The following is a 16,075-nucleotide window of genomic DNA, read 5'->3' on the forward strand; positions in this document are numbered from 1 at the left end:
GATAATAGGCGGCTTTTATTTTTTTAGGCATCGCAATGACCGAATACCTGCTCCTGTTTGTCGGCACCGTACTGGTGAACAACTTCGTTCTGGTGAAGTTTCTTGGCCTGTGCCCGTTCCTCGGCGTTTCCAAGAAGCTGGAAAGCGCCATCGGCATGGGAATGGCCACCACCTTCGTCATGACGCTGGCCTCCGTCAGCGCCTGGGTGATCAACACCTTTATTCTGGTTCCGCTGGATCTGGTGTACCTGCGCACGCTCTCCTTCATTCTGGTGATCGCCGTCGTCGTGCAGTTCACCGAGATGGTAGTGCGCAAGACCAGCCCGGCGCTCTACCGCCTGCTGGGCATCTTCCTGCCGCTGATCACCACCAACTGTGCGGTGCTTGGCGTGGCGTTGCTTAACGTTAACCTCGGCTACAACTTCCTGCAGTCCGCCGTTTACGGCTTTAGCGCCGCCGCCGGTTTCTCGCTGGTGATGGTGCTGTTCGCCGCCATTCGCGAACGTCTGGCGGTGGCCGACGTGCCGGCGCCGTTCCGCGGCTCCTCGATCGCGCTGATCACCGCCGGGCTGATGTCGCTGGCCTTTATGGGCTTTACCGGGCTGGTGAAATTCTAATGACTGCGTTGTGGATAGCTATCGCGGCTTTGAGCGCGCTCGGGCTGCTGTTCGGACTGGTGCTGGGCTACGCCGCGCGCCGTTTTGAGGTGGAAGAGGATCCGGTCGCCGAGCAGGTCGATGCGATCCTGCCGCAGAGCCAGTGCGGCCAGTGCGGCTACCCCGGCTGTCGCCCCTATGCCGAGGCGGTGGCCAACGGCGAGATGATCAACAAATGCGCGCCGGGCGGCGAACAGGTGATGCTGAAACTGGCGGAGCTGCTCAACGTCGAGCCGCAGCCGCTGGGCAGCGAAGCCGCCGCCGAGCCGGAGCGTAAAGTGGCCTATATCGACGAGGCCAACTGCATCGGCTGCACCAAGTGCATTCAGGCCTGCCCGGTGGACGCCATCGTCGGCGCCACCCGCGCCATGCACACCGTCATCACCGACCTCTGTACCGGCTGCGATCTGTGCGTCGCCCCTTGCCCTACCGACTGTATTGAAATGAGACCGGTCGCTACCACCACCGCCAACTGGAAGTGGGACATGAAGACGATCCCGGTGCAAGTGATCCACGTGGAGCAACATGCTTAATCTGTTCGCCGCCTTTAAAAAAGACCGGATCTGGGATTTCGACGGCGGGATCCATCCACCGGAAATGAAAACGCAGTCCAGCGGTGCGCCGCTGCGTGTCGCGCCCCTGCCCAAGACCTTTATCATTCCGCTGCAACAGCATCTGGGGCCGGAAGGCGAGCTGTGCGTCAGCGCCGGCGATCGGGTGTTGAAAGGCCAGCCGCTGACCGTCGGCCGCGGCCGCACCGTGCCGGTGCACGCCCCGACCTCGGGCACCGTCAGCGCCATTACGCCACACATCACCGCGCACCCGTCCGGGCTGACGGAGCTGTGCGTGATTATTGAGGCAGACGGGGAAGACCGCTGGTGCGAGCGCGATCCGGTGGCGGACTATCGCCAATCGCCCGCCGCGGAACTGATTCAACGTATTCATCAGGCCGGTATCGCCGGCCTGGGCGGCGCAGGTTTCCCGACCGCCAGCAAACTGCAAGGCGGCATGAGCGGCGTGGAAACGCTGATCCTCAACGCCGCCGAGTGTGAGCCTTACATTACCGCCGACGACCGTCTGATGCAGGAACATGCCGCTCAGATCATTGAAGGCACGCAGATCCTGCAACACATTCTGCAACCCAAGCTCACGTTGATCGGCATCGAAGACAATAAACCGGAGGCAATCGCGGCGCTGAAACAGGCGTTGCGCGGCCAGCCCGGCATTGCGCTGCGCGTCATCCCGACCAAATACCCGTCCGGCGGCGCCAAGCAGCTGACCAAAATTTTGACCGGCAAGGAAGTGCCGCACGGTAAGCACTCCTCCGCTATCGGCGTATTGATGCAAAACGTCGGCACCGCCTTCGCCATCAAGCGAGCGATCGTCGACGGCGAACCGCTGATTGAGCGCGTAGTGACCCTGACCGGCGAGGCGATCGAGCGCCCCGGCAATCTGTGGGCTCGCATCGGCACGCCGGTGCAGCACCTGCTCGACTTCGTCGGTTTCCGTCCGCAGGCGCAGCAGATGGTGGTCATGGGCGGCCCGCTGATGGGCTTCACCCTGCCCGCGCTGAACGTGCCGATCGTCAAGATCAGCAACTGCATTCTGGCACCGACGGTGGATGAAATGACGCCGCAGGAACCGGAGCAGTCCTGCATCCGCTGCGGCCTGTGCGTAGACGCTTGCCCTGCCGGGCTGCTGCCGCAACAGCTGTACTGGTTCAGCCGCGGGCAGGAGCACGACAAGGCGCGCAACCATAACCTGTTCGACTGCATCGAATGCGGTGCCTGCGCGTTCGTCTGCCCCAGCAATATCCCGCTGGTACAGTACTACCGGCAGGAAAAGGCCGAAATCAAGGCTATCGATCTGGAAGCGGCGCGCACCGCCGAGGCCAAGGCGCGTTACGAGGCCAAGCTGGCGCGTCTGGAGCGTGAAAAACTGGCGCGTGAAGAGCGACATAAAAAGGCCGCCGTCAAACTGACCGACGACGATCAGGGCGCAGTGCAGGCCGCGCTGGCGCGCGTGCGCAGCAAGAATGCCGAAGCGGCGGTTACGCCGGTCAACGGCCAGCAGCCGGATAACAGCGAGATGATCGCTGCCCGCGAAGCACGTAAAGCGCAGGCGCGCGAACGTCGTGCCCAGCTGGCTGCCGAGGTGGAAACGGAAGCGCCACCGGCGACCGCTGGCGACGACGCGCGTAAAGCCGCCGTGGCCGCGGCGCTGGCCCGCGTGAAAGCGCGCAAAGAGGCGCCGGCAGCAGACAACTCCGCCCCGGCGGCAACAGAGGACGATCCGCGTAAAGCGGCCGTTGCGGCCGCCCTGGCGCGCGTGAAGGCCAAAAAGGCAGAGCAGCAGGCTGATGCCCCTGCGCCGGCGGAAACGACGCCGGCTGCCGCCGAAGAAGATCCGCGCAAAGCGGCGGTCGCGGCGGCACTGGCGCGCGTAAAAGCCAAGAAAGCGGCGCAGCAGGCGGATGACCCTGCACCGACGGAACCGGCGCCGGCTGCCGCCGAAGAAGATCCGCGCAAGGCGGCGGTCGCGGCGGCTATCGCCCGCGCCAAGGCCAAGAAAGCGGCGCAGCAGGCGGATGCCCCTGCATCGGCGGAACCGGCGCCGGCTGCAGCCGAAGAAGATCCGCGCAAGGCGGCGGTCGCGGCGGCTATCGCCCGCGCAAAGGCCAAAAAAGCCGCCAGAGAATCGCTGGCGGCGGAAACGGAAGACAAATAATGATAGCGGCGCCTGGCTGACGCCAGGCGCCATTTAATCGATAGAAATCAGGTAGGTGTAATCCACTTCAATCTGACGCAGTTTGGATTCAGGATTCCACTCTTTGGTTTGAATGATCTCCATTTCCATACTGCCGCGCACTTTATCCTTCAACCCCGGCATCACATGCGACATCAGGTAGCCGAAAAACTGCAAACACTCTTTCGCCGACCCCTTATGGTTGATAGAGATAAACTCGCGGCTCGGCAAATGGAAGGTGTCTATCTGATGGTTGGAAAGAATATCCTTTCTGTGTTCAGGATCAACAGCCATCACCAGCGTGGATGAGAGCTCGTCGCCCTCCCCGGCATGAGGGGAATAGATGCTGTAAATCCGCCGACAGTCGACGTGCAGCCCCTTGAAGAAGTCGTTGAAAATCTCGTCCTTCATCGCCATGCAGGAAGAGTACTCCAGCTCCTGTTCGGAGGCGAAATCCAGCCGGCGCGTGAAGCCGACCAGCTGCATGTCGGGTAGCGTCAGCCGCTTCACTTCCGGGTAATAACCGGCGCCGTAGCTGGCTTCGAAGTTAAAGCGCGGCATCAGGTTTTTCACGTCCCAGTGTTCCATCGAGCGGTAGCGATTGGGGGTGGTGCCGAAGCGCTGCTTGAACATGCGGGTAAAGGTCTGTTGAGAGTCGAAGCCCAGCTCATCGGAGATGTCGATGATGGAGCGACGAGTAATGCGCAACGCCACCGCGGCGCGCGTCAGGATGCGCGAACGGATATAGGTGGCGAGTTGAATGCCGGTAATACGCTTGAATTTACGCTGCAGGTGCCACTTGGAATAGCCCGAAATACGCGCGACTTCATCCAGGTTTGGCCGTTTCTCCAGATGTATCTCCACCCACTCAATTAGCTCTTCAATAAAAAAAATGTCTTCATTTGTCATTATTATGGGTTCACTGACTCAATAATGTTCGCGATAGTAACCTACACGGATTATGTGAAAGTTGTTATTTTGTGCGGAAATCTGGAGAGAAATGATATCTCATTCAGACGTTTACCCCATTTCCCGCGGTCGATGGCGGCACAAGTTCCACTGACAATTCCTCACGTTAGCCCATTTCCCGGCCAAAAAAAAATCAAATCGCGCCACCCCGATCGCCAGATGTGCGGAAAGCCGAATACCCCTATCATTAAGGCGTATTACCCTCGCATCGAATCAGGTAGAATGCTCGGCTATCATTTTTGCCGCGCCCGCAGTATGGCGCATCGAAACTGCCGCAGACGCGGCGCAGAAGGTATCGTTACTCTATGAAGTTCAGGCCGGTATCACCCACAGCCGCCAAAGGCTTACACATCGCCAGCTCGCCTTTCACCCACAACCAGCAAAGCACCAGCCGCATTATGCTGTGGGTCATGTTGGCGTGCATTCCCGGCATTGCGGCGCAGATTTGGTTTTTCGGCTACGGCGTGCTGATTCAGGTGGCGCTGGCGGCGATCGTCGCGCTGGCTGCAGAAGGCGCGATCCTCAGGCTGCGCAAGCTGCCGGTGCGCAGCCGGCTGGCGGATAACTCCGCCCTGCTGACCGCGCTGCTGCTCGGCATCAGCCTGCCGCCGCTGGCGCCGTGGTGGATGATCGTCATCGGCACCTTCTTCGCCATCGTTATCGCCAAACAGCTGTATGGCGGCCTCGGGCAGAACCCGTTCAACCCGGCGATGGTCGGTTACGTAGTGCTGCTGATCTCCTTCCCGGTGCAGATGACCAGCTGGCTACCGCCGGATGAACTGCGCGCCACCGCGCTGTCGCTCCACGACACGCTGCTGGCGATTTTCAGCGGCCATACCGCACAGGGCGCGACGCTGCACGAACTGCAGATGGGCGTGGACGGCATCAGCCAGGCCACGCCGCTCGACGGCTTCAAAACCGGCCTGCGCAGCGGCCACAGCGTGGAACAGGTGTTGCAGCAGCCGCTGTTCGGCGGCGCGCTGGCCGGTATCGGCTGGCAGTGGGTCAACCTCGGTTTCCTGGCCGGCGGCCTGTTTATGCTGGCGCGCCGCCTGATCCATTGGCAAATCCCTTTCAGCATGTTGGCCGCCATCGCCTTCTGTTCCGGTCTGGCCTGGTGGATCGATCCGGCGCATCAGGCTTCGCCGCTGATCCACCTGTTCTCCGGCGCCAGCATGCTGGGTGCGTTCTTTATCGCCACCGATCCGGTCAGCGCCTCCACCACGCCGAAGGGCCGCTTAATCTACGGCGCGCTGATCGGCGTGCTGGTCTGGCTGATCCGCGTCTATGGCGGCTACCCTGATGGTGTGGCCTTCGCCGTGCTGCTCGCCAACATCACCGTCCCGTTAATCGACCACTACACGCAGCCGCGCGTGTACGGCCATCGCTAAGGAGCCGCCATGCTGAATTCCATGAGAAAGCACGGCACCACGCTGGCGGTGTTTGCGGCGGTCACCACCGGCCTGACCGCCGTGGTTTACGCCCTGACCAAAACCACCATCGCCCATCAGGCGGCGCTGCAGCAAAAAGCGCTGCTCGATCAGGTGGTACCGCCGGAAAACTACGACAACATCATGCAGAACGAATGCCTGCTGGTCAGCGATCCGGCGCTGGGCGACGGCGCGCCGCATCGCTTGTACCTGGCGCGCAAAAACGGGCAGCCGACGGCTGCCGCGCTGGAAACCACCGCGCCGGACGGCTACTCCGGCGCCATCAAGCTGCTGGTCGGCGCCGATTTCAACGGCACGGTGCTCGGCACCCGGGTGATTGAACACCACGAAACGCCTGGGCTGGGTGACAAAATTGAACTGCGCATTTCCGACTGGATTTCCTTCTTCAGCGGCAAGAAAATCGAAGGCCCGGACGATAAGCGCTGGGCGGTGAAGAAAGACGGCGGCATGTTCGACCAATTCACCGGCGCGACCATCACCCCGCGGGCGGTGGTCAATGCGGTGCGCCGCACGGCGTTGTATATGGAAACGCTGCCGCCTAAACTTGAAAGCTTACCTGCGTGTGGAGCCGCCGAATGAGTGAAGCCAAAGAATTGATCGTTCAGGGGTTGTGGAAAAACAACTCCGCCCTGGTGCAGTTGCTGGGCATGTGTCCGTTGCTGGCGGTGACCTCCACCGTCACCAACGCGCTGGGCCTGGGGCTGGCCACCACGCTGGTGCTGACGCTGACCAACGCCTCCATCTCCGCGGTGCGTCGCTGGGTGCCGAGCGAAGTGCGTATTCCGATCTACGTGATGATCATCGCTGCGGTGGTGAGCATCGTGCAGATGCTGATCAACGCCTATGCCTTCGGCCTGTATCAGTCGCTCGGCATCTTTATTCCATTGATCGTGACCAACTGCATCGTGGTCGGCCGCGCCGAAGCGGTGGCCGCCAAGAAGCCGGTCGGCCTCTCGGCGCTGGACGGCATGGCCATCGGCCTTGGCGCCACCGGCGTGATGGTGACGCTGGGCTCGATGCGCGAACTGTTGGGTAACGGTACGCTGTTCGACGGCGCCGACCAACTGCTGGGCGGCTGGGCCAAGTCGCTGCGCATCGAAGTGGTGCATTTCGACAGCCCATTTCTGCTGGCGATGCTGCCGCCGGGCGCCTTTATCGGCCTGGGGCTGCTGCTGGCGGTCAAATATCTGATCGACGAAAAAATGAAGGCGCGCAAAGCCCGCGCCGTGGCGGCGGAACCGCTGCTGGAACAAGGACGTGCTGAGAAGGCCTGATGAACAAGCAGAAGCGACTGGAAATTCTGACCCGGCTGCGCGACAACAACCCGCACCCGACCACCGAGCTGGTGTACACCACGCCGTTTGAACTGCTGATTGCCGTGCTGCTGTCTGCGCAGGCCACCGACGTGAGCGTCAACAAGGCGACCGCCAGACTTTACCCGGTCGCCAACACCCCCGCCGCCATGCTGGCGCTGGGGGTTGATGGCGTCAAGGAGTACATCAAGACCATCGGCCTGTTCAACAGTAAGGCCGAAAACGTGATCAAAACCTGCCGTATGCTGCTGGAGCTGCACGGCGGCGAAGTGCCGGAAGATCGCGCCGCGCTGGAAGCGCTGCCGGGCGTCGGCCGCAAGACCGCCAACGTGGTGCTCAATACCGCCTTCGGCTGGGCGACCATCGCCGTGGACACCCACATCTTCCGGGTGTGCAACCGCACCCACTTCGCGCCGGGCAAGAACGTCGATCAGGTGGAAGAGAAGCTGTTGAAGGTGGTGCCCGCCGAATTCAAGGTCGATTGCCACCACTGGCTGATCCTGCACGGGCGCTACACCTGCATCGCGCGCAAACCGCGCTGCGGCTCCTGCATCATCGAAGATCTGTGCGAGTATAAAGAGAAGGTTTATCCGGAATCCTGAGTCTGACGGGTGCGGCAAACCGCACCCGTCACCGCCACTCCCCCCGCCAGCGCCTCTTTTTTATCGGAAATGTGATATCGCGCAGCAGTAACCCCGGCGTTATCGCGGTTTTCAGTGAAAAACTCAGTGCCGCGTTATTTTCAAGCGAAAAATTAGTCAAAAATTGCGGTGAACGTCACGCTTTCAGGATCACAAGGCGTTCACAAATGCCAGTCCCGTTTTCCTAAATTTCTATAATTTTACAAAACGCTGCATATGCACAACATTCCAATGGATTAATAACCACACATACACTGATGCGCTAAAAAATAGCAATTCAGCAGAATATATCCCTGTTTAAAATCCGTATAGCTTTTAATCAAAACAAAAAATCGGTAAACCATTAAAACCCGAAAGTTAATACTGCATAACATTTGCAACATCGCAGCATAATCCTGCGAGCGTTAAATGTAACCGAATATGACAAACTGCTTGCCACGTTGACAAAGATAGTGAACATTAACCGCCGTCCCCATCCTATAACAACGCAAAAGGATGCCGTTCCGCATCAACTTTTGTACTTTCCCGTCCTCCAAAGACGGGCTGCGAAAAAACAGAGGTACCAGTGTCAACAGCAAACAACCAACACCCGGAGAGCGTTAGCCTTAACGCGTTCAAACAACCGAAAGCGTTCTACCTGATCTTCTCGATCGAACTGTGGGAGCGTTTCGGCTATTACGGCCTGCAGGGCATCATGGCGGTTTATCTGGTCAAGATGCTCGGCATGAGCGAAGCCGATTCCATCACCCTGTTCTCTTCTTTCAGCGCCCTGGTATACGGCTTCGTCGCCATCGGCGGCTGGCTGGGCGACAAGGTGCTGGGCGCCAAACGCGTGATCGTGCTCGGCGCACTGGTGCTGGCCGCCGGTTACGCCATGGTGGCCTACTCCGGCCACGACATCTTCTGGGTTTACATGGGCATGGCGACCATCGCCGTGGGCAGCGGCCTGTTCAAGGCTAACCCGTCCTCCCTGCTGTCCACCTGCTATGAGAAAGATGACCCGCGCATCGACGGCGCTTTCACCATGTACTACATGTCGGTGAACATCGGTTCCTTCTTCTCCATGCTGGCCACCCCGTGGCTGGCGGCGAAATACGGCTGGAGCGTGGCGTTCTCCCTGAGCGTGGTCGGCATGCTGATCACCCTGGTCAACTTTATGATGTGCCACAAGTGGGTGAAGGAAAACGGCTCCAGACCTGACTTCAAGCCGCTGCATCTGCCGAAGCTGCTGATGGTGCTGGTCGGCATCGTGGCGTTGATCGCCGTGTCCAGCTGGCTGCTGCACAACCAAGTGATCGCGCGCTGGGCGTTGGCCCTCGTTTCCGCCGGTATCGTTCTGGTGTTCGCCAAGGAAACCTTCGCCCTGCACGGCGCCGCACGCCGCAAGATGATCGTCGCCTTCCTGCTGATGCTGGAAGCGGTGGTGTTCTTCGTGCTGTACAGCCAGATGCCAACCTCGCTGAACTTCTTCGCCATCCATAACGTGGAACACAGCATCTTCGGCGTCGCCTTCGAGCCGGAGCAGTATCAGGCGCTGAACCCGTTCTGGATCATGCTCGCCAGCCCGATTCTGGCCGCGCTGTATAACAAAATGGGCGATCGCCTGCCGATGCCGCACAAGTTCGCTTTCGGCATGATCCTCTGCTCCTGCGCCTTCCTGGTGCTGCCATGGGGCGCCAGCTTCGCCAACGAACAGGGCATCGTGTCGGTCAACTGGCTGATCCTGAGCTACGCGCTGCAGAGCATCGGCGAGCTGATGATTTCCGGCCTGGGTCTGGCGATGGTGGCACAGCTGGTGCCACAGCGTCTGATGGGCTTCATCATGGGCTCCTGGTTCCTGACTACCGCCGCCGCCGCGCTGATCGCCGGTAAGGTTGCCGGTCTGACCGCCGTGCCAAGCGACATCAACGACGCGCACGCTTCGCTGGCCATCTACAGCCATGTGTTTATGCAGATCGGCATCGTCACCGCCGTCATCGCTATCCTGATGATGCTGACCGCGCCGAAGCTGTACCGCATGACGCTGGACACCACCGAAGACGCCAATCAGAAAGCGCAGGAAGCCACTGCGGCTCGCTGACCGCCGGCGGATTGAGCGTAAATAAAAACACCGGGGTTAACGCCCCGGTGTTTTTTTATGCCGCAAGAAAAAGGCTTACGCTGACTTGGGTTTGCCGCTCAGGTTGGCCCACATGAATTCGCTTACCAGTGCGCTGTGGAACGCCGCCTGCTGCTTGTCGGCGGCGGCGCTGTGCCCGCCTTCGGTATTTTCATAGAAATAGGCCTGCTGATACCCCATCGCCTGCATGCGCGCCGCCATTTTGCGGGCGTGGGCCGGGTTGACCCGATCGTCGCTGGTCGCGGTATAGAACAGCACCGGCGGGTAGGCCGTCTGCGCCTGAATGTTGTGGTATGGCGAGAAGGTCTTGATGTAGGCCCACTCCTCCGGCTTGCTCGGATCGCCGTATTCGGCGATCCACGACGCGCCGGCGGAAAGCTGGGTATAGCGCTGCATGTCCAGCAGCGGCACTTCGCAGACGATGCAGCCGAACAGCTGCGGATACAGCGTCAGCATATTGCCCACCAGCAGGCCGCCGTTGCTGCCGCCGCGTGCGCCGAGATGCGGCGCCGAGGTCACCTTGCGTGCGATGAGATCTTCGGCCACGGCGGCGAAATCCTCATAGGCGCGATGGCGGTTCTGCTTGAGCGCCGCCTGATGCCAGGCCGGGCCGTATTCGCCGCCGCCGCGGATGTTGGCCACCACGTACACCCCGCCGCGCTCCAGCCAGGCCGGCGCCTTGCCGCCGAGATAGCCCGGCAACAGCGGCACTTCAAATCCGCCGTAGCCATACAGCAGCGTCGGCGTGCTGCCGTCCAGCTTGAGATCTTTGGCGGCGATCTGGAAATACGGCACGCGGGTGCCGTCCTTGGAGCGCGCGAAATGCTGGCTGACCTGATAGCCGGCGGCGTCAAAGTCCTGCGGCGCCTGTTTCAACAACGTCGCCTCACCGCCGTCGAGATTGCCCATATACAGCGAGGTCGGCTGCAGGAACCCGCTGACGGTAAGGAAATAGGCGTTGCTCTCTTCGTCGATGCCGCCGGCGGAAAGGGTGCTGATGGCGCCGGGGTTGCCCAGCGGACGACGCTGCCAGCTGCCTCCCTGCGGCGTCAGCACCTCCAGCCGGTTGACCACGTTATCCATGATGCTGAGGATCAGGTGATCGCGAGTGCCGCTGTAGCCGCTCAGCGCCTGCTCCGCCGTCGGGGTAAACAGCAGCTGCAGCTCGCGCTTGCCCGCCAGATAGTCATCGAAGTTGGCCGCCAGCAGCGCGCCGGACGGATAACGCTTGCCGCCCACTTCCCAGTCGCTGCTCGGTTTGATCAGCAGCCATTCCCGATGTGTGTCCAGCTCGGCGTCGGCCGGGATGTCGATTTTTTTCTGCCGACCATCCTGAGCCAGCAAGAAATAGTCACGGCGATAGAAGTCCAGGCTGCGGCCGACGAAATCGCGCTCAAAGCCCGGCGTGCGATCGTGATAGGCGAAAACCGCCATGTCCTCGGGCTGCGCTTCGTACAGCGTTTCGGCGGCGCTCAGCGGCGTGCCGCGCCGCCAGCGTTTGGCGATGCGTGCATAGCCGGACTGGGTCATCGAGCCGGGGCCGAAATCGGTGGCGATGAACAGCGTGTCCCGATCGACCCAGGAAACCCGGCTTTTCGCCACCGGCACGTTGAAACCGTCTTTGACGAAACGTTTGGCAACCAGATCGAATTCGCGGATTTCGGTGGCGTCACCGCCGTCCGGCGACAGCTGCATCAGGCAATAACGGTATTCCGGCGCCAGCGGTTGCGAGCCCTGATAAACCCAATCCTTGCCCTCCGCTTTGCCCAACGCATCGATATCCAGCACCGTCTCCCAGGCCGGTTTGGCCTTGCGGTACTCGTCCAGCGTGGTGCGCCGCAGCAGGCCACGCGGGTTGGCCTGATCCTGCCAGAAGTTGTAATAGTACTCGCCGCGTTTGCTCACCCACGGGATCTGGGTGTCTTTATTGAGGATATCCAGGACTTCGCGCTCAATGCGCTGAAAGTCTTCGCCCTGACCGAAACGTGCCACGGTGCGCTGATTTTCCTGCTGCACCCATTGCAGCGCTTTTTTACCCTGCAGCTCTTCCAGCCACAGGAATTCATCGCCGGCGGCCGCGCCGCCCTCCGCCGCCATCGCCAGGCGGATACTGTTGGGTAATGAAGTCATCGCGAATACGGCTCCTGCGGTTTGCGCACTGAGTTTAATGAACTGACGTCGATTGGTGACCGGCAAAATCAAGCTCCTTTTGAGTCGGCTGCAACGCCGCCCCGTCATGGGCGACAGCCTGTGAAATAAGAGTCATTTTCAACAAGGTAGGCGTTTGGCGGCGCGGAGTCAAAGCCCACGGCCGCCGCGTTGAGTCAGGATTGAGGATAGTGGATCAGATCGTGGATACGCACCGTTTGTGAACCGGCGTTGCGGTAAGCATGCGGCCGATCTGCCTGAAAGCGCATCGCCTCGCCGGCCGCCAGGCTGTGCCACGCGCCGTCTATCGCCAATTCCAACCGGCCGCTGATCACGATCACATGCTCGATCACGCCCGGCTCATGCGGCGACGATTCGCTGAGCGCACCCGGCGCGAGATCGATGACGAACATATCGAAAGCCAGCTGGCGATCGTAGGGAAACAGCGGCACCACGCGCATGTCGGCGTTGTCCTGATCGTATACCGGCAGATCGCCATAGCGGTGCAACGTCGCCTGCTGCTGCGCGGGTGAGGCCTCAAGAAAGGCGGAAAACGCCACGTTGAAACCGGTGGCGATCTTCCACAGCGTCGCCACCGTCGGGCTGGACTCGCCGCGTTCAATCTGCCCGAGCATCGCCTTGCTGACGCCGGTGTATTCCGCCGCCTGCGTCAGGCTCCAGCCGCGCTGTGCGCGCAGCGTGCGAAGGGTGTGCGCCAAATGGCCGGCAAGTTCCTGCATCCAGTTCTCCTCTGCGTGTCGAGCCCGATTATACCCGCTTGTGCGCTATAGCGCACGATGCTATGCTGATTTCTCGCCGTGCGTTATAACGCACAACCACCGATTGGAGCTGCTCATGCGCCCTGCCGTCACCCTGCGTCATCTGACCCTGCCCGCCGTCATGGCCGGCTTTGTCGCCGTTCTGGTCGGTTACACCAGCTCTGCCGCCATCATTTTCCAGGCCGCCGCCGCCGCGGGCGCTACGCCGGCGCAGATCGGCGGCTGGCTGAGCACACTTGGGATCGCAATGGGCGTCACTTCCCTCGGGCTGTCGCTTTACTATCGCACCCCGATCCTCACCGCCTGGTCGACGCCCGGCGCGGCGCTGCTGGTCACCAGCCTGCCCGGCACGCCGATCAACGAGGCGATCGGGGTGTTTATCTTCGCTTCCGGTCTGATCCTGCTCTGCGGCGTCACCGGGCTGTTCGCTCGCCTGATGGATTATATTCCGCAGGCGATTTCCGCCGCGATGCTGGCGGGGATCCTGCTGCGTTTCGGGCTGGACGCCTTCGCTTCGCTGCAGCTCAATTTCCTCCTCAGCGCCGGTATGGGGCTGACCTATCTGCTCAGCCGCCGTTACCTGCCGCGCTACGCCATCGTATTGACGCTGGCGATTGGGCTGGCGATCGCCGCGCTGCAGGGCGATATCCAGCTGACGCAACAGACGCCGGCGTTCGCCGTGCCGGAATTTATCGCGCCGCATTTCAGCTGGCCGACGCTGCTCGGCATCGGCGTGCCCTTCTTCGTGGTGACCATGGCTTCACAGAACGCTCCCGGGATCGCTACGCTGCAGGCGGCGGGTTACCGTGTCCCCACCTCACCGCTGATCGCCTGGACGGCGCTGACCGCGCTGCTGCTGGCGCCATTCGGCGGTTTCTCGGTGTGCATCGCCGCCATTACCGCCGCCATTTGCATGGGGCCGGACGTGCATCCCGATCCGCAGCGGCGCTATATGGGCGCGGTGGCCGCCGGCGGCTTCTATTTATTGGCCGGGTTGTTCGGCGGCGCCATCGGCTTGCTGTTCAGCGCGTTGCCGGTCGCCTTGATCCACACCATCGCCGGGCTGGCGCTGCTCGGCACCATCGGCGGCAGCCTGCAGCGCGCGCTGCATGATGAGAAACAGCGCGACGCGGCGCTGATTGCCTTCCTCATCACCGCCTCCGGCGTCACATTACTGGGCATCGGTTCGGCCTTCTGGGGCATTGTCGGCGGCGCCATCGCCCATCTGCTGCTGTCGCTGCCGCGGCGAACCTCCGAGGCGTAACGGGCGGTCTACATTGACAAGCGACGCCGTGGCGCCTTCACTTTCTCTGTCGTCTGACTGTCAATTCACCTAATAAGTGACGCCGTCACCAAGGAAGCTTATGACTGAGAAAGCTGCGCTGTTGGCTCAGCGCCTGATACGCAATGTCGAACAGGTAGAGATGAAACATGACCGGCGGCCGCCGTTGTATGACAGCGTCGGCGCCCGTCTCGGCACCGGCACCGCCGCCGACAAGCTGGGCGCCTCTTTCGATTGTGTGGCGCCGGGCATGCGCTCCTGCCCCTACCATTTTCACTACGCTCAGGAGGAAATGTTCATCATTCTGGAAGGCAGCGGTACGCTGCGGGTGGCAGGAGAAATGCTGCCGATCGTCAGCGGGGATGTCATCTTCATTCCGCCGGGCCCGGAATACCCGCACCAGATCATCAACACTTCCGATGCGCCGCTGAAGTACCTGTCCGTCAGCACGCGCGAACAGCCGGAGCTGGTGATGTACCCGGATTCCGGCAAATACCAGGCGATGGCGCGCAGCGCAGACGGCGAGCAGGTGCGCTACCTGCAGCGCCTTTCAACCTCGCTCGATTACTGGCAGGATGAACCCTGAATCGCCGTCCGGCAACGGGATATCCAACGCGCGCGCCGCCAGTTCGGCCACGCGAAAGTCAATGTCAGCCGCCTGCCCGTCTTCCATGAACCAGGCGGCGGAGAGCCCCGACCAGGCCAGGATCCATTGCAGCAAGCGCCGGCGATCCAACCCGGCCAATCGGCACACCTGTTCCACGCGGCGCTGGAAAATGGCCGGATCGGTGGCGATACCGTAGTTGGGATTGCAGAAGATATTGGCGTAATCGAAGCCCCGTTCACCGTACAAACGCTTGGGGTCGATCGCCAGCCAGCCGCGTTCGCCAAAGTCGAGCACATTGTCATGGTGGATATCGCCGTGCAGCACGCTTTCTTCTCGCGGGCTGCTCAGCAATTCCGCCGCCGTTGTAGCGCTGAGGCGCAGCATGCCGCCGTGCGCCTGCGCCGCCGGCCACAGCGAGCTGAACCACTCCTGCAGCGGGATCAATTCGGGCAGCGGTGCCTCTCGCGGCGCATGCAAGGCGGCGATCGCACGGCACAGGATCTGCGTGGCCTGCTCATCGTCGCCATCACGCACCAGCTGCGCCAACGAACCTTCGCCCTGCGCGCGCTCCAGCAGAATGCCGTCGTCGTGCCACGCCAGCACCAGCGCGGCGCCTTCCCCGCGCCACCAGCACATCAGCCGGCCACCGAAGCGCTCCTCCTGCTCGCGGGCGATCTTCAGCATGGCGGCCTCGCCCCGGTAACGCACCGGCATCAGCAGACTGCTGTGGGTTTCGAAGGCTTTGCCATCCTGTTCCAGTTGCCAGCGTTGCAGGTAGGGAGTAAAAATCGGGTTCATCGTCTCATGCGTCCTTGTGGCCGAGTTGCGCCGCACTGTCACATTCGGGTGAAGACGACGTATAAAATAAAGAGGGATGATACTCTCAAATATCATCGGTGCGCGGCGCCTGGCCGCCGTTTCTTCAGTATCCTAACCAAGTTTGTCGATTTTATTAACCGGTCTTGCGCGGGGTTTGACCATGACATCATTAAAACGCACGAATTATCCGCAGTTGCCGACGCCGGGCGGCCCCTATGTGCATGCGGTGCGCCACGGCGATCGCTTATACGTTTCCGGATTGACGGCCTACGCCACCGACGCTCAGGGATTGAGCGCGCCGGAGCAAACGCAGGAGATCCTCGAACAGCTGGCCACCATTGCCGCCAGCGAAGGCGTCAACCTCAAGGCATTGATTAAAATCAGCGTGTTCCTGACCGACATCGCCGATCTGGCGGGCGTGCGCCCGGTGCTGTTTGACTATTTCGATGGCGCGCTGCCGGCCTGTTCACTGATGGCGGTCAGCGCGTTGTTCTCACCCGCGGTGTCTGTGGAAATAGAGGCGGTGATGGCGTTGCAGTAATGCGC

General features: G+C 61.4%; 15 protein-coding genes. 11 read left to right on the top strand and 4 right to left on the bottom strand.

What is annotated here, in order from left to right; genetic code table 11:
- Nucleotides 1–35: 35 nt before the first annotated feature.
- Genes rsxA through rsxC form a run of 3 tightly spaced genes read left to right on the top strand, consistent with a single transcriptional unit; the run spans nt 36 to nt 3,383 of the window.
- Nucleotides 36–617 carry an electron transport complex subunit RsxA gene (gene rsxA / locus ACJ8IJ_RS18090; protein WP_004938443.1) on the top strand — a complete coding sequence of 194 codons (582 nt, stop codon included), beginning with the start codon at nt 36–38 and terminating at the stop codon, nt 615–617.
- Entirely contained in the window at nt 617–1,189 is a 573-nt protein-coding gene (gene rsxB / locus ACJ8IJ_RS18095; protein WP_004938428.1) for an electron transport complex subunit RsxB, read from the top strand. Before rsxA ends, rsxB begins: the two co-directional genes overlap by 1 nt.
- Nucleotides 1,182–3,383, top strand: a complete 2,202-nt coding sequence (gene rsxC, locus ACJ8IJ_RS18100) for an electron transport complex subunit RsxC (protein WP_442518431.1) — start codon at nt 1,182–1,184, stop codon at nt 3,381–3,383. Before rsxB ends, rsxC begins: the two co-directional genes overlap by 8 nt.
- A 33-nt stretch (nt 3,384–3,416) precedes the next feature.
- On the opposite strand, the gene ACJ8IJ_RS18105 is transcribed toward rsxC, so the two are convergent.
- Entirely contained in the window at nt 3,417–4,310 is an 894-nt protein-coding gene (locus ACJ8IJ_RS18105; protein WP_004938420.1) for a helix-turn-helix domain-containing protein, read from the bottom strand.
- A gap of 365 nt (nt 4,311–4,675) precedes the next feature.
- Here ACJ8IJ_RS18105 and rsxD point away from each other — a divergent pair, with 365 nt between their 5' ends.
- The 5 genes from rsxD to dtpA all read left to right on the top strand — a co-directional run bounded on the left by rsxD (nt 4,676) and on the right by dtpA (nt 9,855).
- Nucleotides 4,676–5,761 carry an electron transport complex subunit RsxD gene (gene rsxD / locus ACJ8IJ_RS18110; RefSeq protein ID WP_004938416.1) on the top strand — a complete coding sequence of 362 codons (1,086 nt, stop codon included), beginning with the start codon at nt 4,676–4,678 and terminating at the stop codon, nt 5,759–5,761.
- 9 nt (nt 5,762–5,770) lie between these two features.
- The gene (rsxG, locus tag ACJ8IJ_RS18115; RefSeq protein WP_004938412.1) at nt 5,771–6,400 is read left to right on the top strand and encodes an electron transport complex subunit RsxG; all 630 of its coding nucleotides are present in this window, start codon (nt 5,771–5,773) and stop codon (nt 6,398–6,400) included.
- A complete protein-coding gene (locus ACJ8IJ_RS18120) occupies nt 6,397–7,095 on the top strand; it encodes an electron transport complex subunit E (protein WP_004938409.1) in 699 nt (232 codons plus the stop codon). The genes rsxG and ACJ8IJ_RS18120 overlap by 4 nt, the downstream gene beginning before the upstream one ends.
- On the top strand, nt 7,095–7,736 hold the full coding sequence (gene nth, locus ACJ8IJ_RS18125; protein ID WP_004938407.1) for an endonuclease III: 642 nt from the start codon (nt 7,095–7,097) through the stop codon (nt 7,734–7,736). The genes ACJ8IJ_RS18120 and nth overlap by 1 nt, the downstream gene beginning before the upstream one ends.
- A gap of 604 nt (nt 7,737–8,340) precedes the next feature.
- Nucleotides 8,341–9,855 carry a dipeptide/tripeptide permease DtpA gene (gene dtpA / locus ACJ8IJ_RS18130; RefSeq protein ID WP_004938405.1) on the top strand — a complete coding sequence of 505 codons (1,515 nt, stop codon included), beginning with the start codon at nt 8,341–8,343 and terminating at the stop codon, nt 9,853–9,855.
- A gap of 75 nt (nt 9,856–9,930) precedes the next feature.
- Here the strand turns inward: dtpA and ACJ8IJ_RS18135 are convergent, their stop codons facing one another.
- Both ACJ8IJ_RS18135 and ACJ8IJ_RS18140 read right to left on the bottom strand, forming a co-directional pair.
- The gene (locus tag ACJ8IJ_RS18135) at nt 9,931–12,024 is read right to left on the bottom strand and encodes a prolyl oligopeptidase family serine peptidase (protein WP_275095879.1); all 2,094 of its coding nucleotides are present in this window, start codon (nt 12,022–12,024) and stop codon (nt 9,931–9,933) included.
- Between the two features lie 194 nt (nt 12,025–12,218).
- A complete protein-coding gene (locus ACJ8IJ_RS18140; RefSeq protein ID WP_369324527.1) occupies nt 12,219–12,782 on the bottom strand; it encodes a helix-turn-helix domain-containing protein in 564 nt (187 codons plus the stop codon).
- Nucleotides 12,783–12,897: 115 nt separating this feature from the next.
- Here ACJ8IJ_RS18140 and ACJ8IJ_RS18145 point away from each other — a divergent pair, with 115 nt between their 5' ends.
- Together ACJ8IJ_RS18145 and ACJ8IJ_RS18150 are read left to right on the top strand one after the other, a co-directional pair.
- Complete coding sequence (locus ACJ8IJ_RS18145; RefSeq protein WP_004938398.1) at nt 12,898–14,085, top strand: benzoate/H(+) symporter BenE family transporter; 1,188 nt, start codon at nt 12,898–12,900, stop codon at nt 14,083–14,085.
- A gap of 100 nt (nt 14,086–14,185) precedes the next feature.
- Complete coding sequence (locus tag ACJ8IJ_RS18150; protein WP_442518432.1) at nt 14,186–14,689, top strand: cupin domain-containing protein; 504 nt, start codon at nt 14,186–14,188, stop codon at nt 14,687–14,689.
- Here ACJ8IJ_RS18150 and ACJ8IJ_RS18155 read toward each other — a convergent pair.
- Nucleotides 14,654–15,499 (bottom strand): aminoglycoside phosphotransferase family protein, encoded by an 846-nt coding sequence (locus tag ACJ8IJ_RS18155; protein ID WP_370456260.1) that lies wholly within the window; start codon nt 15,497–15,499, stop codon nt 14,654–14,656. The two genes, ACJ8IJ_RS18150 and ACJ8IJ_RS18155, sit on opposite strands and share 36 nt — an antisense overlap.
- A gap of 190 nt (nt 15,500–15,689) precedes the next feature.
- Between ACJ8IJ_RS18155 and ACJ8IJ_RS18160 the strand changes: the two genes are divergently transcribed.
- Nucleotides 15,690–16,070 carry a RidA family protein gene (locus ACJ8IJ_RS18160; protein WP_154870483.1) on the top strand — a complete coding sequence of 127 codons (381 nt, stop codon included), beginning with the start codon at nt 15,690–15,692 and terminating at the stop codon, nt 16,068–16,070.
- Nucleotides 16,071–16,075: the final 5 nt, after the last annotated feature.

Source organism: Serratia sp. CY40230, from assembly GCF_052168835.1.
Classification (GTDB): domain Bacteria; phylum Pseudomonadota; class Gammaproteobacteria; order Enterobacterales; family Enterobacteriaceae; genus Serratia; species Serratia nematodiphila.